We start from the raw sequence: 19,453 nt of genomic DNA on the forward strand, positions 1-19,453 counted from the left end.
GGATGTTGTTGCGGCAATGTTGGGCCATGTCCACAGACGAGGCGCTCGATCTGATCGACTCCGATCCCTGGGCCCTTCTGATGTGCAACGGCACGGATGTCCCGCACGTGACGGCAATTCCGCTTTTGCTGGACCGAAGTCGCGGTAAATTAGGGACCTTGGTCGGCCATGTCGCCCGGAGCAACCCACAGGTTTCGTCGATCAATGACGGGGCCCGCGTCCTGACCCTGTTTCAGGGGCCGCGCACGTACGTGAGTCCAAGCTGGTATCCGGCCCGTAACATGGCGCCGACCATGTATCACGTCATGGTCGAGGCCGAAGGCTGCATCTCGCTGCAAGACCGGGAAACAACCCGTCAATCGATCGACCGTCTGACGAGGCGATATGAGACAGGCCGTGCCGAGCCATGGACGATGGAGGAACTGCCGCAAGAGGGCATCGGCCGGCGGTTAAGAATGATTGTCGGATTTGAGGTGACGCTAACGAGCCTGAGAGGCAAAGCCAAGCTCGGTCAGGACGAGCCGCAAAGTGATGCCCTGTCTGTGGCCTCGAAGCTCGCGGCCTCGGGCATATCCAGTGATCGGCGATTGGCTGCTTGGATCAGGGAAAAGAATTCCTGAACGCGTCCGGCACCTTTGCTCTTAGTGCCTCACGATCGAGCCGGCGCGGCCGATCAGGCGGGCGAGCTGCTTGAAGCGGCCGCCGACGCGGTCGGCGACGAGGTCGCCGAGCCGGTGCTCGAACACCAGCATCAGCTTGCGGCCCTGGCTGCGGAAATGCGTGGCCGGCAGCACGCCCGGCCGCGCCGCGGAGATCAGATGCGCGACGCGAAACGCAGCGCCCAAAAGGCGCGCTCGTTCGAGCTGGACCGGCGTCAGAAGCTCCTGCATCGTCGGCGGCGGCTGGTTCTCCTCGCTCAAGCCCGCATAGCGGTAGAACACCGACAGGCCGACGAAGGCGCGCTCCTGGTGGTCGATCGCCCCGAAATTGCCGTTGACCACGAGGCTCAGCGTCTGCTCGCCGCGATGGTCGGGGTGGACGCGCCAACCGATGTCGGACAGCAGGCAGGCGGTGTGGCGCAGCCGGCGGTCTTCCTCGGTCTCGCGCAGCTTGACCACGCGCACGAAGCGGTCGGTCCATTCGATCAGCTCGCGGGCGTGTCGCGCCGAGCGTGATAGGAGCTGGTTCAACTCCTCCGCGGCGCAGATCAGGCCGTCCTTGGCACGCTCGGCCTCCGACAGCTTCTCGTGCAACAGCCCCTCGCGCACGCCGAAGGTCGAGAACACGATGGTCTTCGGCTTCGCCACCCGGATGATGTGCTCGAGCACCAGCGCGGCATAGGTGAGGAGCGGGCGGCGGGCGTCGGCGACGACCTCGATGTCGGCGAGCATGTTGCTCGCCGCCAGCCGCCGCAGGCGCCGCACGAAGTCGAGCGCTTCGGCGGCCGGTATGGAATAGCCGTGCATGACCTGGAGCGGATAGCCGCTCTGGATGATGTGGATGCGGGCAAGCGCGCGCCAGGTGCCGCCGACCGCGTAGAAGGTGCGGCCATGGCCGGCCTTGAGCTGCGCGACGTCGGCGAATTCCTCGCGAACGATGCGGTCGGCACGCTTGAGCGATTTGTGCGCGAGGTCCTGCAAAGCGAGGCCGCCGAGCGGCAGCGTGACGCCGCTGCGGACGCTGTTCCTGTGCACCTCGATCAGCTCCAGCGACCCGCCGCCGAGGTCGCCGACGATGCCATCGGGATGATGGATGCCGGAGACCACGCCAAGCGCCGACAGCCGCGCCTCGCGCGGGCCGGACAGGATCTCGATCTTGACGCGGCAAATACGCTCGGCCTTCGCGATGAAATCCGGACCGTTCGAGGCATCGCGGCAGGCGGCGGTCGCGATCGCGTAGACGCGGCCGACCTGCATCACCCGGATCAGCGCGTTGAAGCGCCTGAGCGAGGTCAGCGCCTTGTCGACGGCGTCGGGCGCGAGCAGGCCGGTGCTCTGCACCTCGCGGCCGAGGCCGCACAGCGTCTTCTCGTTGAAGATCGGAATCAGGCTGCGCGCGAGCGCCTCGTAGACCACGAGACGGACCGAGTTGGAGCCGATGTCGACGACCGCGACGCTCGCGCCGCGCTTGCGCGGTCGTGTCACGACGACAATCCCTGATCAGGATTGATGACGTTCATTCCGGCGCGTGAGGCGGCGCGGAGAGGATTCCTTGAGCGACTTTCCACGGCCTGACAGACTCGGATTCGTCATGAAGTAATTGTGCACGTTGAACGGCTCTTCGCCCTTCGCGGCCTTCATACGCGTTGAGGACCCATCCGGCAACAATTGCCAGCTCTGCTCATTGTCCTTGAGATTCGCGACCATGATCTGCTCGAGAACCTGCTGATGCACCGTGGGATTTTGCAGCGGACAGAGCACCTCGACGCGGCGGTCGAGGTTCCGCGGCATCATGTCGGCTGACGAGATATACACAGCCGCTTTCCCGCCCGGCAGGCCCTGGCCCATGCCGAAGCAATAGATGCGGCCGTGCTCGAGGAAGCGGCCGATGATCGACTTGACGCGGATGTTCTCCGACAGGCCGGGAATGCCCGGCCGCAGGCAACAGATACCGCGGACCACCAGCTCGACCTGGACGCCGGCCTGCGAGGCCTCGTAGAGCGCATCGATGATGTCGGGGTCGACAAGCGCATTCATCTTCATCCAGACCGCGCCGGGCCGGCCGTGCTTCGCATGCGCGGTCTCGCCCTGGATGTGCTCGATGATGCGCTTGCGCAGCGTCAGCGGCGACACCGCCATTTTTTCGAGGTCGCTCGGCGCCGCATAGCCGGTGATGAAGTTGAAGACGCGGGCGGCGTCACGGCCGATGGTCGGGTCGGAGGTGAAGTAGGAGAGGTCGGTGTAGATGCGCGCGGTGACCGGGTGGTAATTGCCGGTGCCGGTATGGACATAGGTGGTGAGGCTGCCGCCCTCGCGGCGCACCACCATCGAGAGCTTTGCGTGCGTCTTCAATTCGAGGAAGCCGTAGACGACCTGGACGCCGGCCCGTTCGAGATCGCGCGCCCAGCGGATATTGGCCTCTTCGTCGAAGCGCGCCTTCAGCTCGATCAGCGCCGTGACCGACTTGCCGGCCTCCGCGGCCTCGGCGAGCGCGCGCACGATCGGCGAGTTGTTGGAGGTGCGGTAGAGCGTCTGCTTGATGGCGACGACGTCGGGGTCGCGCGTCGCCTGCTGCAGGAACTGCACCACGACGTCGAAGGACTCGTAGGGGTGGTGGACGATCAGGTCCTTCTGCCGGATCGCGGCAAAAATGTCGCCGCCATGCTCGCGCACTCGCTCGGGATGGCGCGGCACGTAAGGGGTGAATTCGAGGTCGGGACGGTCGAGCCGCGTGAGTTGCGACAGCTCGTTCATCGCCTGCACCCCGTCGACCAGGAACACCTCGTCGTCGGCGGCCGACAGCGCGTGCTGAACGAAGAGCCGCAGCTCTTCCGGCATCTTGGCATCGATCTCGAGCCGGATCACCGATCCGCGGCGGCGGCGCTTCAGCGCGGTCTCGAACACGCGGACGAGGTCCTCGGCCTCTTCCTCGATTTCGATTTCGGAGTCGCGGATGATGCGGAAGGTGCCCTGACCGCGCACCGTGTAGCCCGGGAACAGGCGATTGATGAACAGGCTGGTGGCCTGCTCCAGCGAGATCAGCCGCACCACGCCTTCCGCCGGCATGCGGATGAAGCGGTCGATCTTGCCGGGCATGCGGATCAGCGCGTTCATCGCCTTGCCGTCGGCGGCGCGCGTGAGCTGGAGCGCGATGGTGAAGCCGAGGCTCGGGATGAACGGGAAGGGATGGGCGGGATCGATCGCCAGCGGGGTCAGGAGCGGGAAAACGTTGTGGAGGAAGTAGTCCTCGATCCAGGTCCGCTCCGCCTTGGTGACGTCCTTGCCGTCCACCAGCACGATGCCGACCTCGGCGAGCGTGCCGCGCAGGTCACCCCAGATCGCCTGCTGGTCGCTGGCAAGCTGCGAAACGGTACGGTTGATCAGCGCGAGCTGCTCGGACGGGGTCAGGCCGTCGGGGCTGCGCTCGGCAATGCCCTCGCGCACCTGGGCCTTGATGCCGGCCACGCGGACCATGAAGAACTCATCAAGGTTATTTGCCGAAATCGACAGGAATCGTACCCGCTCCAGCACGGGGTGGCTGCCATTGACCGATTCCTCCAGCACGCGACGATTGAAGTGCAGCCAGGAGAGTTCGCGATTGATGAACCGTTCGGGGCTCTTGGCAATCGCCGGGACGCCAGTGTCGACGTGTTCTTTTTCTTTTATTTCAATGGCTTGCGCGGAGTCCATGAGAAGTCGATCCATCGTCTTACACCTATCTTGCGTCTTATGCGCAAAACCGGCGAGGAGCATGTGTTAGCGCGATGACGTTTCGATGACATTGAGGTTCCGCCGCCGCGTCGCGTCAAGCGCCCCGCGATGGAGGGCGACGCCCCGGTGGATCAAACGTTCCGGAGCAGTTCGACCGCCAGCGCCCGGGTGACCGGGCGACCCTGACGCAGCGCCTCGCTGTCCAGGAGCTCCACCGCCTGCCGCGCGGCGGCCTGGGAGCGCTCCAGGCGGGTGGCGAGGTAGCTGACGACGCTCTCATCGATGCTCAATTGACGGTCGGCGCAGAATTTGACGATCAGGGCACGGAACAACTGGTCGTCCGGCGGTGACAACGAGACCGTCGGCACGGCGCGCAAGCGCGAGCGCAGGTCGCGCAATTCGATGTCGAGCGCGGCCGGCAGCTCGCGTCCCGTCAGCAGGACATAGGCCTCGTCCTCGCGCGCGAGGTTGAGCAGGTGGAACAGCGCGCGCTCGTCAAACTCCTTGGCCTTCAGGTCCTCCACGACCAGCGCGCCGGTGGCGAGCGTGCCGGGGACGGTCGCGGGCGTCAGCGCATTGGCGGTGGTGGACCGTGCGCCGGCTTTCTCGGCCCAGATGGCGGCGAGGTGGCTCTTGCCAGAACCTTCCGGGCCCGCCAGCCACATGATCCGGTTCGGCCATTCCGGCCAGCCGTCGATCAGCGCCAGACCGGCGGCGTTGGCAGGGCCTTCCAGAAAATTGTCCCGGCTCAGGCTCTCCGCATGCGGGAGGGCGAAGGCCAATTGACGGGGATGAACGCGGCCTGCCACGCTTTGCTTGCTCCGTGCCGGGTCCAACCGGTCCTGTTCGATTGCCTTCAGGCGTTACGCCCAATGAGTTGGCCTTTTGCGGGGCCGATCCGGTTTCTTTGCCGGACGTCTATTTGGCCTCGATCGCACTCATGTGCCGCAACCATTCGACGAGGTAGAGCGACACCGAGGAGAGCGTGAAGACCGTCACGAAGCCCATCAGGATTATATCATAAGGCCCCGGCTTGAAGCCGAAGGCCAGTGCCGCCAGCACCAGCGCCGCGAAAGCCACCTGGGCCACGGTGTTGAGCTTCGACACCATCGACGGCTTCATCGCCACCGGCCGGTCGAACAGCCAGGACACGATCACGGCCGCGACGATCATGATGTCGCGCGACACCACCAGGATCACGATCCAGCGCGGGATCGCACCCCAGATCCCGAGCGCCATGTAGATCGAGACCAGCAGCATCTTGTCGGCGAGCGGGTCGAGCAGGGCGCCGAGCTCGCTCGTCATGTTGAAGCGCTTGGCCAGGAAGCCATCGATGGCGTCGCTGATCCCGGCGATCAGGAACACCGCGAACGCAATCTCCATTTGGCTGGAAACGATGGCCCAGACGATGATCGGGACCAGCATGATGCGGCCCAGGGTAATGATGTTCGGAATACTCACGCGGTGCTTCCCGGCAACCGGTCTGACCTCGAATCCGGTCCTTTGCAGGCCGAACCGGTTGATATCTACATAGTACGGCCCCGGGCGCTATGCGAGCCATTGCGCGTCCCCTGAAATCGACGTAACCAGCCGCAACCCCACTGGAAATCGGGCATGACCGACCGCAAAAACGGCCTTACCTACGCCGATTCAGGCGTCGATATCGATGCGGGCAATCGCCTCGTCGACCTGATCAAGCCGATGGTGCGCGCCACCGCGCGGGCCGGCGCCGATGCCGAAATCGGCGGATTCGGCGGCCTGTTCGACCTCAAGGCGGCCGGATTCAGGGATCCCGTCCTGGTCGCCGCGACCGATGGGGTCGGAACCAAGGTCAAGATCGCGATCGAAACCGGCCTGCACGGCAGGATCGGCATCGACCTCGTGGCCATGAGCGTCAACGACCTCGTGGTGCAGGGCGCCGAGCCACTGTTCTTCCTGGATTATTTTGCCTGTGGGAAACTCGATCCGGAGGCCGCCGCGGCGATCGTGGCCGGCGTGGCCGAGGGCTGCCGCGAATCCGGCTGTGCCCTGATCGGCGGCGAGACCGCCGAGATGCCCGGCCTCTACAAGGACGGCGACTACGACCTCGCCGGCTTTGCGGTCGGGGCCGCCGAACGCGGTACGCTGCTGCCCCGCAAGGATATCGCCGCCGGCGATGCGGTGATCGGGCTCGCCTCGTCAGGCGTCCATTCCAACGGCTTCTCGCTGGTCCGCAAGATCGTTGAACAGTCTGGGCTCGGCTTCGCGGCGCAGGCGCCGTTTTCGCCTGTCATGACGCTCGGCGGCGCGCTGCTCGCGCCGACGCGGCTCTACGTGAAATCCTGCCTGCGCGCGATCCGCGAGACCGGGGCGGTGAAGGGCCTCGCCCACATCACCGGCGGCGGCTTTACCGACAACATTCCGCGCGTGCTGCCAAAACATCTCGGCGTCGGCATCGATCTCGCAAACCTGCCGGTGCTGCCGGTGTTCAAATGGCTGGCGGCGCAAGGCGGGATCGCCGAGCTCGAAATGTTGCGCACCTTCAACTGCGGCATCGGCATGATCGCGATCGTCGAACCCGACGCCGTCGAAAAGGTCGTCGCGGTCTTCGAGGATGCCGGCGAGGGCGTTGCCGTGCTCGGCAAGGTGATCCCGGCCGAGGGCGAGGACCGCGTCGTCTATAACGGCAACCTCGACCTGGCGCTGTAGGACCCATGAAGCGCCGCGTCGCCATTTTGATCTCCGGCCGAGGCTCCAACATGGCCGCGCTGATCAAGGCAGCGAGCGCGCCCGATTTCCCGGCCGAGATTACGCTCGTGATCTCGAATAAAGCCGATGCGCCCGGCCTGGAGCGGGCGAAGGCAAGTGGCGTCAAAACGCTGGTGATCGAGAGCAAGCCGTTCGGCAAGGACCGCGCCGGCTTCGAAGCGGTGCTGCAGGGCACGCTCGATCAGCACGGCATCGAGCTGATCTGCCTCGGCGGTTTCATGCGGCTGTTCACGGCCGAATTCACCATGGCCTGGTACGGCAAGATGCTCAACATCCATCCCTCGCTGCTCCCGTCCTTCCCCGGTCTCGACCCTCACGGCCAGGCCCTGCGCGCCGGCGTCAAACTCTCCGGCGCCACCGTGCATTTCGTGATCCCGGAGACCGATGCCGGCCCGATCGTGATGCAGGGCGCGGTGCCCGTCAGCGATCACGATACGGCGGACACGCTTTCAGAGCGCATCCTCGAGGTCGAGCATCGCATCTATCCCGAGGCGCTCCGCCTGCTTGCCCAAGGCAAGGTGCGAATCGAGGGCGACGTCTGCAGGACGGCGGGAAGCGGGGCGTCGGAGAATTTTCTGATCTCGCCGGTCGTCATCTGACCGCGTCTGGTTGTTAGGCTGCTCCGAATCCATCGAGGTACCATGATCACGCTCTATGGCTCCGGCCCTAATTTCGGACTGCCAGACGCCAGTCCGTTCGTGACCAAGGTCGAGACGTTGCTGCGGATGTCGAAACTGCCGTTCGAAAAGGCGCTGATGAGCTTCTCGAAGGCGCCTAAGGGCAAGATTCCATATATCGAGGATGACGGCCGTTTGCTCGGCGATTCCACCCTCATTCGCTGGCATATCGAAAAGAAATACGAGATCGATTTCGACCGCGGCCTCACCGCCGAGCAGCGTGCCGTCGCGTGGGCGTTTGAGAAGATGGCCGAAGACAATCTCTACTGGGCGAGCGTCTACTTCCGCTGGATGGTGGAAGCGAACTTCCGCAAGGGGCCCGTCAATTTCTTCAGGAGCGTCCCTGCGCCGGTCCGCCCCGTGGTCGTCTCAATGATCCGCCGCCGGCTGCGCAAGACGCTGCACGGTCAGGGACTCGGGCGTCACTCCCGTGACGAAATCACCGCGATCGGAATACGTTCGATCGATGCGATGGCCGGCTATCTCGGCGAAAAGCCGTTCTTCATGGGTAACGAGCCTGCCGGCATCGACGCAACGATGTTCGCGTTTGCGATTAGTGCGATTTGTCCGCTGTTTGACTCGGACCTCCAGCGGGCCGCTTCCGGTCATGCCAATTTGCGCCACTATATCGGCCGCATGGCCGCGCGGTTCTATCCGGAACTCAGCGAGATCGCGGGCTGCACAGCAGTGGCCTGAATTCGACAAGGTCTGAATAAGATTTGCTGGCAAGGCGCATTGGCTGTCCGCCAACCTGTGGCAGCGGAACCACAGCGCTGGGCAATCGCCCCATCCGCGGGAGTTCAACCGATTGACCCCCTGTGCCAGTTAAGCGCAAATCGCGTCGTCCGGCGCGGATGGTCATGGTTTTTCGCGCCGTCATGAGCGTCGGGATTTTGTCGTCATGCGCAGTGCGCGGCCGTCGGGAACAGGGCGGATGATCGGGCTGGGCCGGCTCCGCCGGATCGCGGCTGCGCTCGTGCTTGCCGTTGGGGTCGCCCTCGCATTGGGCGCAGGGCCGGCCTTCGCGCAGAGCCCGACGCCAACGCCGACCCCGACGCCGACACCAACGCCGTCTCCGACCCCCATCCCGACGCCGACGGCGACCAACTTTGAGCGCTCGATCGGCAACACCACGCTCGACCTCGGCTCCAACTTCCTGGAGCGGCTGGGCAACCAGGCCTCCAACGGGTTCAACCGCACGATGCGCAACAATCCCGGCGGCGGCGGCGCCTCGTCGGAGACCGAAGCGCCGCGCTATCGGACCTGGTTCGAGGGCTACGGGATTTCCGCCCGCACCGACGCGCAGGGCGACTTCGTCGGCGACAAGCGCAAAACTTTTGGAGGCGTGGCGGGCTTTGGCGCGCGGCTCGCGCCGGGCGTCAATATCGGCTTCTCCATCGACCAGAGCCGCACCGACGTCGACGTGCCGCTGGCGCTGCAATCGGCAACCCTCGATTTGACGCAGATCGGTTTCAACGGCTCGATCGACAAGGGACCGTGGACCTGGGCCTTCGCGGCCGTGCACGGCTTTGGCAATGTCCGCTCCAGCCGCGACACCGGCCTCGGTCTGGCAACCGCGCGCTACCGCGCCGCGATCGACGGCGCGCTCACGGAAGTCAGCTACTACTGGACGCAGGACCAGGCGCGTATCGTGCCCAAGGGCGCGCTCGAATATGTCCGCGCCACCAGCGCAGCTTTCAACGAAGTCGGAGGCCTCGACCCCATGGCCGTCGGCTCCACGGCACTGGCGCGGGCGCGCGTCATGATCGGTGCCGAGGTCGGCCGCTATTTCATCTTCGATCAGAAGATTTTGGACCTGTCGGCCTATGGCAAGTTCGTCGACAATTTCTACCAGGACCTCGGCTCGATCCAGGTCAGCCTCGGCGCGCAAAGCATCGTGGTGCCCGGCATCGGCGAGAGCCGCTACGGCATGGATGCCGGCGCGTCGGCCTCGCTCAGCCTGACCAACACCGCGCGGCTCTACGTCAATTACGACACCAAGCTGCGCAGCGAATTCCGTTCGCACCAGGGCACGGTCGGCTTCGAGTACAAATGGTAGGGCGGTTGCGTCGGGCCCCTTACGTCGGCGCCGTGGCGATATAGCCGGTCAGGCCGACACTCTCCCTTGCCGCCGCCATCATCGGCACCAGCGCGTTCGGATGGATGAACTCGTCGCGGAAGCACGGATAGGTCTTGGGGTCAAAGATCTTCTTCAGCCAGTCGACCACGATCTTGTGCCGCTCGGATGAGCGGAACTCCTTGTGATAGGTGAGCCAGAGATCGGCATGGTGGCTGGCGCCGAGGTCGACGGCGACGAGCGGCGCGCCGAGCGCGATCGACACCGTCGGCAGGAAGCCGATGCCGGCGCCGCGCTCCACCGCATAGAGCACGCCGATCGAGGAGTTGGTCTTGATCCCGACGATGCCTTCCAGCGACTTCAGTCCGAGAATGCGGGCATAGGCGGTGTCGTCGACCTGCGGGGCGCTCTGCTTGACGATGCGATGGTTCTTCAACTCGGCGAGCGTCGCCGGAACGCCGTGGAGGCTTTCGTAGCCCTTCGAGACGAAGGGATAGATGTGCAGCCTGCCGAGCTTGGCCACGATCAGGTCCGGGTTGGTCGGTGGCTCGAGCTGGATCGCGATATCGGACTCCAGCCGCGCAACGTCGGCCTGCTCCATCGCACAGCGCAGATCGACGGTGATCTTGCGATAGGTCTTCTGGAAATCGATCAGCCGCGGCAGGATCCAGAAATTGCCGGGACCTTCGGTCACCGCGACGCGGACCGTGCCGGCTGTGTCGTTCGAGGAGCGCGAGGCGCGTCGAAACACGTTAAAGGCGTGACGCTCCATCAGCGACACGTCCGATATCATCGCCGTGCCTTCGTCGCTCAGCGTGAGCCCGCTTTGATCGCGCAGGAAGAGCTTGCAACCGATACTCTCCTCGAGCCGGTCGATCCGGCGCATCAGCGTCGTCGAGGTGAGGCCCAGCTCTTCGGCGGCATTGCGGAAACTTTTATATTTTGCACAGGCTAAAAACAGCTTCAAATCATCCCAGGACGCATCCAAGGACTCTTCATTTCGGTGCTGCATCATCGCAGCACCCCGTTGCAATAGTTGCTGCATACGCTTGATCCTTACCCGCTAAGCTCTCGACCGTAACGGGATGGGGAAACGATAGATGCGCAATATGGGTATGGAAAGGGGCTCGTTTGCCGCAAGGCATGAATTTGACGCACTGCCGCTCAGCGCCGACGTCGAGGTCCATTGTGCGCAATACTCCGAGCTCGCGTCCCTCGCCGATATGGCCCACCGGCTCGTGCCCGGCGTGCGGATCGGGGAACCGGAGCTCGCGCGCTACTTCACGTTCGATCCCCAATGCCTGCTGACTTTCAGCCGCAAGGGCACGTTGGTCGGTGGCATGGCATTTCTGTACCTCAACAGCCTCGGCCGCGATGCGCTGCTGCTCGACGAGATCTGCCTGACCGAGCCCGACACACGTTGTCTCGCGTCCGGCGATGAGGAGGTTTCGGCGATCTACATCTGGGCGATCGCGGCCACCGGTCGCGGCATCGCGGGGCTCGGCAAGGCTGCCGCGCATCTGAGGCAACCGCGATTTCGCAGCGCAGACTGCTTCGCCCAGCCGTCGACGGCGGCAGGGCGTGACATCATGAAAGCGACGGGATTTGCGCCTATCCCAAGCTTCCAGCCCGACCTCTGGTGTTACGAGCGGCCCTGGAATCGACAGCCAGTGCGCGTGCCGGGCTCGGTTCTTGCAGCAAGGAGTTTTGCAGATGCACGGCACTAGAATTCCGAATGCCAAACCGGACTCCCGCGCTATCACCATCCGCATTGCGCGCGATCCCAGCGACCTCATGCTGGTCACCGCCATTCGCTCGGCTGTCTATCTCGCCGAGCAGGACTGTCCGTTCGACGAGGAGTTCGACGGCAACGATCTCGTGGCCGCGCATTTCATCGGCTTCGTCGGCAACGAGCCGGCGGGTTGCCTGCGGGTGCGCTTCTTCGGCGAGTTCGCCAAGGTCGAGCGCCTTGCGGTGCGCCACCAGTACCGGCGCTCGCGCGTGTCGTTCAAGCTCGTGCAGGCGAGCGTCGACTACGTGAAGCGCAAGGGCTTTCGCAAGATCTACGGCCAGGCGCAGGACCGGCTGGTCGATTTCTGGGCCCATTTCGGCGCCAAGCCGCTCGGCCACAATCGCAAGATCACCTTTTCCGATTTTTCCTACACGGAGATGGTGCTGGAGATCGAGCCCGGGCCGGACGCCATCACGCTGGACAGCGATCCTTACGTGATTATCCGTCCTGAAGGCGACTGGGACCGGCCGGGCGTGCTCGACGCCTCGGCGGGGCGGGCGGTGACGTCGCCGCTGCGTAACATGTCCGTCGCCGGCCGTTGAAATTGGTGCAACACAAGCAAGCAAATGCTGGTTTCCCTTCACAATGATCCGCCGATCCTGGTCTGCGCCGATCTGCAGGTCGAATATCTGACCCCCGGGCGTCGCCACGTCATCCTCGAGGGCGACGCCGCCACCTCGCGCTGTCTCGAATTGTTGACGCTGTGGCGCGATAATCTATGGCCGGTGATCCACCTCAAGCGCATCGCGCAGGCGGCCTGGTTCAATCCGGCATCCAAGCTGACCGACTGGATCGGCGACTTGAAACCGCGGCCGGGCGAGATGACGTTCGAGCATCCGCTGCCGTCGGCCTATAGCTCGGCGCGCTTCGTCGACTACACGTCGAACATCAAGAACTTCCGTTGCGTGCTGGCGGGCTTTTCCCTCGACGAGACCATGCTGGCGACCGTTGTCGACGGCTTCCACCGCAGCCACCGCTATCAGGTGGTGGGCGATGCCGTTGCGTGCCGGCATCCGGGTCACGGAGATGCGGCCGCCTACAAGCAGGCGGTGATGAATGTGATCGGCAATTTTGCTAATGTACAGGCAAGCGCCGAGCTCCTCAGGACCAGCGGCGCCATCGCAGTGTAACAAGCCGCCGCCGGCGACGGCTGGCGACCGGGATGGATGGGAAACTTGTCTCGGGGGCAACAGCTCGAGGAACTGGTGAGCGATCTGTCGCTCGCCGTCGAGAGGGCGCGTCGGCTCGGCCTGCTGACAACCGTCTATCTCCTGTCCATGGCGCTGGTCGAGGTGCGCGAAGCAGCCGAGGCCGACAACGGCGACGACGATGACGGTACGGCCTGACGCGCGATGATCGCGCTTGAGCTCATTGCTTGCGCATGATCTCCGCGCAAACGCGTTTCCGCGTTTGTTCCGGATCATGCGCCAAGAGGCCGCATTGTCGCCATTTCGTGCAACGCAGATGGGCGTTTGCCGCCGATGAAATGCCGTTGCAAGTTGCGCGTTGTCGCAATAGCCAAGATGGCGATGCTCTCTCCAGACGAGTCTCGCGTCCGTCCGACGACGCGAGGGCTCAAGGAACGCCCGCAATGACCCTGCTGCCGAACTCGCAAGAAGCCCGCGACGTTGCCTATCAGCTCCACGCCTACACCAATGCGCGGTCCCACCAGCAGGCGGGTCCCCTGGTGATCGAGCGCGGCGAGGGGCCTTACGTCTTCGACGCGGCCGGCAAGCGCTATCTCGAGGCGATGGCGGGGCTGTGGAGCGTCGGGCTCGGCTTCAGCGAGAAGCGGCTGGTCGATGCGGCGCACCGCCAGATGCAGGCGCTGCCGTTCTACCACACCTTCGCCTCGCGCTCGCACGGGCCCTCGATCGACCTCGCCGAGAAGCTCGTGAAGATGGCCCCGGTGCCGATGAGCAAGGTGTTCTTCACCAACTCCGGCTCGGAAGCCAACGACACCGTTCTGAAGCTGATCGCCTATCGCTCGAATGCGCTGGGCCAGCCGCAGCGCAAGAAGGTGATCAGCCGGCTGCGCGGCTATCACGGCGTCACCATCGCGTCGGCGAGCCTCACCGGCCTGCCGAACAACCATCGCTCCTTCGACCTGCCGCTGCCGAACATTCTGCACACGGGATCGCCGCATCACTACAAGGACGCCGCGGCGGGCGAGAGTGAGGAGGCCTTCGCGACGCGGCGCGCCGAGGAGCTGGATGCGCTGATCCAAAAGGAAGGGCCGGACACGATCGCCGCCTTCTTCGGCGAACCGGTGATGGGCGCCGGCGGCGTCATCGTGCCGCCCACGACCTATTGGGAGAAGATTCAGGCCGTCCTGAAGAAGTACGACATCCTGCTGGTCGCCGACGAGGTGATCTGCGGTTTCGGCCGCACCGGAAAGATGTTCGGCTGCGAGACCTACAACATCAAGCCCGACGTGCTCGTGGTCTCCAAGCAGATCACCTCGAGCTATTTCCCGTTCTCGGCGATCATCATGAACGACTGCATGTTCGAGCCGATCGCGGACGAGAGCAACAAGATCGGCGTGCTCGGCCACGGCTTTACGGCCGGCGGTCATCCGGTGGGGGCGGCCGTCGCGCTCGAGAATCTCAGGATCATCGAGGAGCGCAATTTGGTCGCGCATGCCGCCGAGATCGGCGATTACATGCAGGGCCGGCTGCGCACACTCGCCGACCATCCGCTGGTGGGTGAGGTCCGCGGCATCGGCCTGATTGCCGCCGTCGAGCTCGTGCTGGACAAGACTCGGAAGGTCGCGGCCGCCACGCCCGGCGCCCTCGGCGGCGTCGCGAGCAAGCTGCTGCTGGAGCGCGGCATCATCTCGCGCAACATGCTTGATGCGCTCGCGATCTGCCCGCCGCTGATCGTGACCAGGGCGCAGGTCGACGAACTCGTCGATGGGCTTGCCGGCATGCTGGATGACCTCAAGCCCGAGGCGGCGAAGCTGACGCCGGCGGCGTAGGGGAGGCCGCTCTGTAACCGCCGTCATCGCAAGCGTAACTCTATCACCGTCACCCTGAGGTGCGAGCCGCGGTGCGCAGCACCGCGAAGCGAGCCTCGAAGGGCGACGGCCGCACTGGCTGCAGCGGGGGCCGTTCATCCTTCGAGGCTCGCCATGCAGCGCTCCGCGCGCCGCATGGTCCGCACCTCCAGCGACAACGGCTGCGCCGTTGCGCGGGGATGACGGTGAGAGTGTTGTGGCGCCTACGCCCGTTGAACCCCAACCACGCGGCCTTTCTCGATCGCAAGCGCGAGCTCGCCGCGCTTGAGCTTGAGGGCGGCGTCGCCAAAGAGCTCGCGGCGCCAGCCGCGCAGCGCGGCCACGTCGGCGTCGTCATCGGCCGCGATGGCCTCGAGGTCGTCGACGGTCGCGATCACCTTGCTGGCGACCGCGTGGCGCTCTGCTGTCATCCGCAGCAGCACCTTCAACAGCTCGACGATCGCCTGACCGTTGGAGTTGTTGCGCGGCTTCTCCAGCTTCGGCAGCTTGGTCAGGTCGCGCGCCAGCCCGCGCTGCACGGCGGCGATGATGTCGGCGCCCCATTTGGACTTTTCAAAGCCCTTCGGCACCGAGCGCAGGTGGGCGAGCTTCTCCACCGTGTTGGGCGCATGGGTGGCGATATCGCTGATCGCCTCGTCGCGCAGCACGCGGCCGCGCGGCACGTCGCGGCTCTGCGCCTCCTGCTCGCGCCAGGCCGCGACCTCCATCAGGACGGCGAGGTCCTTCGGCTTGCGCACCCGCGTCTTCAGCCGTTCCCAGGCGCGCTCGGGGTGGAAGTCGTAGGTGCGGGGCGAGGTGAGGACCTCCATCTCCACGCTGACCCAGTCGCTGCGGCGGCGCTTCTTCAAATCGGCGTCGAGCGCCGAGAACACGTCGCGCAAATGCGTGACGTCGGAGACCGCGTAGTGCATCTGCTCCTTGGTCAGCGGCCGGCGCGACCAGTCGGTGAAGCGGTGGGTCTTGTCGGGGCGATGTCCGGTGACCTTCTCGACGAGCTGGTCGTAGGCGATGCTGTCGCCATAGCCGAGCACCATGGCCGCGACCTGGGTGTCGAACACCGGGTGCGGGATGATGTTGGCCCGGTGCCAGATGATCTCGATGTCCTGGCGCGCGGCGTGGAACACCTTCAGCACGCTTTCGTTGCCCATCAGCTCGAAGAACGACGTGAGGTCAATGCCCTCGGCCAGCGAGTCGATGACCACCGCCTCCTCGGGGCTCGCCATCTGCACCACGCATAGGAGCGGGTAGTAGGTGGTCTCGCGCAGGAACTCGGTGTCGACGGTAATGACGGGGTGCTTGGCCAGGCGACTGCAGGCAGCGGCGAGCTCAGCGGTGGTGGTAATCAGATCCATGAACGGCCCATGACACGTATATCAGCCGTTCTGCCGAAAGCGCTGTGATGTCAAGGGGGTTGGAGCAAATTCGAGCCTTGAATTTCAAGTGGAATCGCGAGCGCGACCGCTTTTGGGCCACGAAATCCTACTCGTAGCGGATCCGCTGCGGGGGTTTTCGCGCGCAGGGCAATGCCACCACGACCACGCACATGGCGAGCATCGCCAATCCCAAGAACTCGAATACCAACAGGTCCACGGCAAATCCCCCGGAAACATCGTGAAACTTGTCCGGGGTGAATTGAGGGTCTGTTAATTGTCGTGGTTACCGACGCCCCGGGGGGAGCGAATGGTGGACAAGGGGTTAATGCGGGCCGCCCCGGCGACCCGCGGTCTGGTCCCCGGTCGGACCTCACCAGGTGTACCGGGCGACCGCCCTGCCGATGACGGTGCGCCGGGTGGAGGAAATCTCCGAATCGATGCTGCCGCCGAACGAATAGCCGTTGCGCCAGGCAATCTCGGCCACGCCGGTGAGCAGAGCGGCATCGTGCGCTTGGCTCGCGCCGTTTACGACGAAGCCGGATTGCGGCAGCGTCTGGAATGTCGCGAATGCCGTGCGTGCGGTGTCGAAATTGTGCGCCCAGGCGCCGCGCCCGCGAAGCGTCACGACAGCATCGCCTGAGACGTAGGATCGATCCGCACGCAAGCCGAGCTCGCTGCGCGAGTCCGTGACGTCCTTGCCGCCATAGGCGAGCGCGAACGTATTGGCGCCGCTGATCGTTTGCTCGCTGAAGCCGGGCAGGAACAGCGTGGTCGCTTGTCCCGCGACATAGGGCGTCAGCGCGGCCCAGGACAGTTCGTAACGATGGCCGGCTTCGATGCGGGCCGACAGCGCGTTGGCGGTGAAGCGGCCCTGGAGCCGGTCGACGCCGCCAATGGTTACGGTACGGTCGGTGGTGACGTCCTGCCAGCCATAGGCCAACGCGCCAGCGAGATAGGTCTGTCCAAAATTGTGGCGGGCGAAAGCGCCGGCCTGGAACAGATCGGAGCGGCCGCCGCCGAGACCGCTGTCGAGGTTGAAGCTGGTCCCACCGCCGCCGAGCGCGAAACCGACGACCGTGTCGGGCGAGAGACGATAGTCTGCCCCTGCGGCGACCCCATAGGCGTGGCTGTTCGTCGCGTGAGAGCCGACGACGGCGTTACCGTCCGCATTCTGTGCGCCGCCATAGCCGGCCGCCCACACGTTCCAGCGTGCGGCGGCGTCAACAGCGCCGACCGGGCCTTTGTGCTGAATGGAGGCAAACGCATCGCGCGCCGTGCCCTGACGTCCGGTGCTGCCTGCATCGGCATACGACAGGACGCCGCCGCCGGCTCCGGCATTGCCGAGATGGCCGAACGGATCGAGCAGCGTAGCGACAAAATTGCTCATCGCATCGAAGCTCGTCTGCTGGACGCCGGTTGCGTGCTCACCCGAGGCCTGCGTGAGCGCGTTGTTGAGACTGGCGCCGCTTGCCCCGAGCAGGGCATTGAATGCCGCCGGCGGGTTCGCTCCGGCCGTCAGGGCATTGTCGATTCCGGCCGCGACATTGCGCTGGTTGATGGTCGCCCCCGATAGCGATGGCGACAACAGGCCGGGATCGAGCGTGAGCAGCACGCCGGTGCCGTTGTAGGTGAGGTGCGGATTGCGGGCGAGGCCGGTGCCGCTGAGCAAGACGGTGTCGAACGTGCCGCTGACGCCGCCCGCGCCGGTCATGATGGTATAGGTCGTCGTCGACGACACGCGGCTCAGCACTTGTACCGAAACGGTGCCCGCGATTTGCGCGGTGCCCGTCACTGCCGTGCTGGTCGCGCTCGATCCTGAAACCTGCACGAGATAGGTCGAGGCACTGCTCATGACGAGGCTGCCCTGGACGTTCAGCGTGCCGGTGCCATTGAAGCCGGGCGCAAGAATGCCGTCAAACATGTGGATGGTACCGCCGACCGTGCCGTCGCCCGCCAGCGTGCCTCCGGTCTGCACCAAGAAGGCCGTGGCGTTGGTGAGCGAACCGGTCACCGCGAGCGTGCCGCCATTGATGAAAACGTTGCCCGTGAAACCGCTGCTGTCCGCGGTCAACCGTGTAACGCCGGCGTCCTGGATGATCTCGCCGTTGCCCGCCAGCTGGGGGCCAAAGGCGTAGTTTGACGAGGTGTGATTGAATCGGATGGCGCCGCTTGGTGTCACCAACGGCGCGAACTGGACCAGGGAAGCGTTCAGGATGCCCGGCGCCACCGCTGTCTGCCCCGAGCCAGCACCGATGTCGATTTCTCCGAGGGCGGTGCCAGTCCCGACGTTGACGACATTGGAGGTCACCGTCACCGAACCGCCGTTTGCGATTGTTAGATAATTGAGGCCGCCGCAGCCATTAGCGCCGAGCGTAAGTGCGCCCGTCAGCAGGGACGATCCCGTGCCGCTGACCGTCAGCGAACCATGACCGCCGGACTGAAAGCCGAGAATGGTGACGCCGGCCGTCATGGTGGCGCCATTGGTGATCGAAACGCTGCCCTGCGCCTGTCCGCCGATGATCAAGGCGCCCGGCACGTTCCAATTTGAGCCGGTGCCATCGACGCTGGCCGTTCCGATTCCGATGCCACCGACAATTGCGCCGGCGTTGTTGGTGACCTGGCCGCCATTGGAAATGGTCAGGCTGCCCGTGCCTGAGGCTCCGACAAGCAGTCCGCCCGAAGTCGTGAATAAGGAGCCGGAGCCACTGACCGTCAGGCTGCCGTTTGCGCTGCTCGTGAGATCGCCGAGATAGGCATTGACGGCGCTGACGCTGCCGCCCGAGAGAACCTGAAGCGTGCCGCTGCCGGCGCGGCCGATCGAGAGATCGCCGGTGTTCGTCCATGTCGAGCCGGCGCCGGTGACCGTCACGCTGCCCGTGCTGCCGGCCTGAAAACCGAGCGCCGCAGTGGTGTCAGTCAAGGTGCCGCCATTGCTGATCATGAGCTGACCAGTGCCTGCGGCACCGATGAAGGTCGACAATGCGTGCGCTGCGCCTCCGCTGATGACAACCGGGTTGGGCGACGTCTGGTCGATGGTCACTGTGTCGGTGGCGTTTGGCACCGCGACCGGATTCCAGTTGCCGGCGGTGAACCAGTCGGACGAGGCCGCACCCGTCCAGACCGGATTTGCACCCATCGCGGGTTGAATGGAGAGGACGGCGGGCAGCGCCGTCGATGCCAGCAGCAGTCGAAGCAAACGCGCGCGCGAGCCCCTCATCCGCAGCGGATCGTGCGAACCGGCAATGGAGGGGGAGAAAGGATGGGCCGGTCGCCGCGCGCTCTTCGAGATCATCTGCAATTCCGTCACTCAATTCCAGCAGGCACGGGTCGAAGCCCGTTTCATGTCTGTTTGGCGGAAGGCGCGCACAAATGACAGGTCGAGAAACGCGTCGTTGCGAAA

The 19,453-nt window shown here is 64.9% G+C and carries 17 protein-coding genes; 10 read left to right on the top strand and 7 right to left on the bottom strand.

Annotated elements, in window-relative coordinates; genetic code table 11:
* The first annotated feature begins 2 nt into the window (after nt 1-2).
* On the top strand, nt 3-620 hold the full coding sequence (locus JQ632_RS07410) for an FMN-binding negative transcriptional regulator (RefSeq protein ID WP_283817656.1): 618 nt from the start codon (nt 3-5) through the stop codon (nt 618-620).
* A 21-nt stretch (nt 621-641) separates the two neighbouring features.
* On the opposite strand, the gene ppx is transcribed toward JQ632_RS07410, so the two are convergent.
* The 4 genes from ppx to JQ632_RS07430 form a co-directional block, all read right to left on the bottom strand.
* Complete coding sequence (ppx, locus tag JQ632_RS07415; RefSeq protein ID WP_212401630.1) at nt 642-2,144, bottom strand: exopolyphosphatase; 1,503 nt, start codon at nt 2,142-2,144, stop codon at nt 642-644.
* A 15-nt stretch (nt 2,145-2,159) separates the two neighbouring features.
* Nucleotides 2,160-4,349: an RNA degradosome polyphosphate kinase gene (locus JQ632_RS07420; protein ID WP_212401696.1), complete on the bottom strand. Its 2,190-nt coding sequence runs from the start codon at nt 4,347-4,349 to the stop codon at nt 2,160-2,162.
* Between the two features lie 152 nt (nt 4,350-4,501).
* Nucleotides 4,502-5,179 (bottom strand): DnaA ATPase domain-containing protein, encoded by a 678-nt coding sequence (locus JQ632_RS07425; RefSeq protein ID WP_212401631.1) that lies wholly within the window; start codon nt 5,177-5,179, stop codon nt 4,502-4,504.
* A gap of 109 nt (nt 5,180-5,288) precedes the next feature.
* On the bottom strand, nt 5,289-5,831 hold the full coding sequence (locus tag JQ632_RS07430; protein WP_212401632.1) for a CDP-alcohol phosphatidyltransferase family protein: 543 nt from the start codon (nt 5,829-5,831) through the stop codon (nt 5,289-5,291).
* Between the two features lie 153 nt (nt 5,832-5,984).
* Here JQ632_RS07430 and purM point away from each other — a divergent pair, with 153 nt between their 5' ends.
* The 4 genes from purM to JQ632_RS07450 all read left to right on the top strand — a co-directional run bounded on the left by purM (nt 5,985) and on the right by JQ632_RS07450 (nt 9,854).
* A complete protein-coding gene (gene purM / locus JQ632_RS07435) occupies nt 5,985-7,058 on the top strand; it encodes a phosphoribosylformylglycinamidine cyclo-ligase (protein ID WP_212401633.1) in 1,074 nt (357 codons plus the stop codon).
* 5 nt (nt 7,059-7,063) lie between these two features.
* Nucleotides 7,064-7,717, top strand: coding sequence for a phosphoribosylglycinamide formyltransferase (gene purN, locus JQ632_RS07440; RefSeq protein ID WP_212401634.1), 654 nt, complete (start codon nt 7,064-7,066; stop codon nt 7,715-7,717).
* A gap of 42 nt (nt 7,718-7,759) precedes the next feature.
* Nucleotides 7,760-8,491, top strand: coding sequence for a glutathione S-transferase family protein (locus tag JQ632_RS07445; protein WP_212401635.1), 732 nt, complete (start codon nt 7,760-7,762; stop codon nt 8,489-8,491).
* Between the two features lie 238 nt (nt 8,492-8,729).
* Entirely contained in the window at nt 8,730-9,854 is a 1,125-nt protein-coding gene (locus JQ632_RS07450; RefSeq protein WP_409363471.1) for an autotransporter outer membrane beta-barrel domain-containing protein, read from the top strand.
* Nucleotides 9,855-9,873: 19 nt separating this feature from the next.
* Here JQ632_RS07450 and JQ632_RS07455 read toward each other — a convergent pair whose 3' ends face one another.
* Nucleotides 9,874-10,917, bottom strand: coding sequence for a LysR family transcriptional regulator (locus JQ632_RS07455; protein WP_212401637.1), 1,044 nt, complete (start codon nt 10,915-10,917; stop codon nt 9,874-9,876).
* 64 nt (nt 10,918-10,981) lie between these two features.
* On the opposite strand from JQ632_RS07455, the gene JQ632_RS07460 reads away from it, so the two are divergent.
* From JQ632_RS07460 to JQ632_RS07480, 5 genes are all read left to right on the top strand, one after another.
* A complete protein-coding gene (locus tag JQ632_RS07460) occupies nt 10,982-11,599 on the top strand; it encodes a hypothetical protein (RefSeq protein ID WP_212401697.1) in 618 nt (205 codons plus the stop codon).
* Nucleotides 11,586-12,206, top strand: coding sequence for a GNAT family N-acetyltransferase (locus tag JQ632_RS07465; RefSeq protein ID WP_212401638.1), 621 nt, complete (start codon nt 11,586-11,588; stop codon nt 12,204-12,206). The genes JQ632_RS07460 and JQ632_RS07465 overlap by 14 nt, the downstream gene beginning before the upstream one ends.
* Nucleotides 12,207-12,230: 24 nt before the next feature.
* Nucleotides 12,231-12,794, top strand: a complete 564-nt coding sequence (locus JQ632_RS07470) for an isochorismatase family protein (RefSeq protein WP_212401639.1) — start codon at nt 12,231-12,233, stop codon at nt 12,792-12,794.
* Nucleotides 12,795-12,839: 45 nt separating this feature from the next.
* Nucleotides 12,840-13,010, top strand: coding sequence for a hypothetical protein (locus JQ632_RS07475; RefSeq protein ID WP_212401640.1), 171 nt, complete (start codon nt 12,840-12,842; stop codon nt 13,008-13,010).
* A gap of 245 nt (nt 13,011-13,255) precedes the next feature.
* The gene (locus tag JQ632_RS07480; protein ID WP_212401641.1) at nt 13,256-14,641 is read left to right on the top strand and encodes an aspartate aminotransferase family protein; all 1,386 of its coding nucleotides are present in this window, start codon (nt 13,256-13,258) and stop codon (nt 14,639-14,641) included.
* 242 nt (nt 14,642-14,883) lie between these two features.
* On the opposite strand, the gene rnd is transcribed toward JQ632_RS07480, so the two are convergent.
* Nucleotides 14,884-16,032, bottom strand: coding sequence for a ribonuclease D (gene rnd, locus JQ632_RS07485; protein WP_212401642.1), 1,149 nt, complete (start codon nt 16,030-16,032; stop codon nt 14,884-14,886).
* Between the two features lie 391 nt (nt 16,033-16,423).
* A complete protein-coding gene (locus JQ632_RS07490; RefSeq protein WP_212401643.1) occupies nt 16,424-19,345 on the bottom strand; it encodes an autotransporter domain-containing protein in 2,922 nt (973 codons plus the stop codon).
* Nucleotides 19,346-19,453: the final 108 nt, after the last annotated feature.

Origin of the sequence: Bradyrhizobium liaoningense, from assembly GCF_018130955.1 — a bacterium.
GTDB lineage: Bacteria > Pseudomonadota > Alphaproteobacteria > Rhizobiales > Xanthobacteraceae > Bradyrhizobium > Bradyrhizobium liaoningense_C.

Bases quoted from the DNA above. Each gene is read 5' to 3' on its own strand.
- JQ632_RS07410 (WP_283817656.1), top strand. From the start codon at position 3: ATGTTGTTGCGGCAATGTTGGGCCATGTCCACAGACGAGGCGCTCGAT.
- JQ632_RS07420 (WP_212401696.1), bottom strand. From the start codon at position 4,349: ATGGACTCCGCGCAAGCCATTGAAATAAAAGAAAAAGAACACGTCGAC.
- purM (WP_212401633.1), top strand. From the start codon at position 5,985: ATGACCGACCGCAAAAACGGCCTTACCTACGCCGATTCAGGCGTCGAT.
- purN (WP_212401634.1), top strand. From the start codon at position 7,064: ATGAAGCGCCGCGTCGCCATTTTGATCTCCGGCCGAGGCTCCAACATG.
- JQ632_RS07445 (WP_212401635.1), top strand. From the start codon at position 7,760: ATGATCACGCTCTATGGCTCCGGCCCTAATTTCGGACTGCCAGACGCC.
- JQ632_RS07450 (WP_409363471.1), top strand. From the start codon at position 8,730: ATGATCGGGCTGGGCCGGCTCCGCCGGATCGCGGCTGCGCTCGTGCTT.
- JQ632_RS07455 (WP_212401637.1), bottom strand. From the start codon at position 10,917: ATGCAGCAACTATTGCAACGGGGTGCTGCGATGATGCAGCACCGAAAT.
- JQ632_RS07460 (WP_212401697.1), top strand. From the start codon at position 10,982: ATGGGTATGGAAAGGGGCTCGTTTGCCGCAAGGCATGAATTTGACGCA.
- JQ632_RS07465 (WP_212401638.1), top strand. From the start codon at position 11,586: ATGCACGGCACTAGAATTCCGAATGCCAAACCGGACTCCCGCGCTATC.
- JQ632_RS07470 (WP_212401639.1), top strand. From the start codon at position 12,231: ATGCTGGTTTCCCTTCACAATGATCCGCCGATCCTGGTCTGCGCCGAT.
- JQ632_RS07480 (WP_212401641.1), top strand. From the start codon at position 13,256: ATGACCCTGCTGCCGAACTCGCAAGAAGCCCGCGACGTTGCCTATCAG.
- rnd (WP_212401642.1), bottom strand. From the start codon at position 16,032: ATGGATCTGATTACCACCACCGCTGAGCTCGCCGCTGCCTGCAGTCGC.
- JQ632_RS07490 (WP_212401643.1), bottom strand. From the start codon at position 19,345: ATGATCTCGAAGAGCGCGCGGCGACCGGCCCATCCTTTCTCCCCCTCC.